This window comes from Aquabacterium sp. A08, from assembly GCF_011742065.1.
The window spans coordinates 1-431 of sequence record NZ_JAAQQT010000255.1; the positions used below are offsets into that span (position 1 = coordinate 1).

A 431-nucleotide genomic window follows, 5' to 3' on the forward strand; every position below is an offset into this window, starting at 1 on the left:
GCGGTGTTCGGCCTGCTGCAAACCTTCCAGCAAGGCGGCGTCAACTACACCCCCCTGTTCGTGCTGCCGGTGCTGCTGGCGTCCATTCTGGGGCCTTTGCTGCTGGCGCTGGGCAGCGCCGCCTTTGCCACGCTGGCGCTGCTGTTCGACGCGTTTTCCGGCGAGGCGCTGCGCCCCGGCCAGGCCACCGCCAATTACGTGCAAAGCGCCATCACCGGGGCCGGGCTGTTTCTGGTGGCGCTGCTGGCCAACCAGCTGGCGGCCCGCCTCTGGCGCGAACAGGCCCAGGCCCGTCACAGCCGCGCCCGCGCCATGGCCGAGGCACAGGTCAACCAACTCATCGTCACCGGGCTGAACGAAGGCGTGCTGGTGGTGGACGCGCACGGCAGCATCTGGCACGCCAACCCGGCCGCCTGCGCCATGCTGGGCGC

At 70.5% G+C, this 431-nt stretch carries 1 protein-coding gene; it reads left to right on the forward strand.

The window, feature by feature from the left end:
* The coding region (locus tag HA630_RS26885; RefSeq protein WP_166832156.1) for a PAS domain-containing protein at nucleotides 1-431 on the forward strand (431 nt) is incomplete at both ends.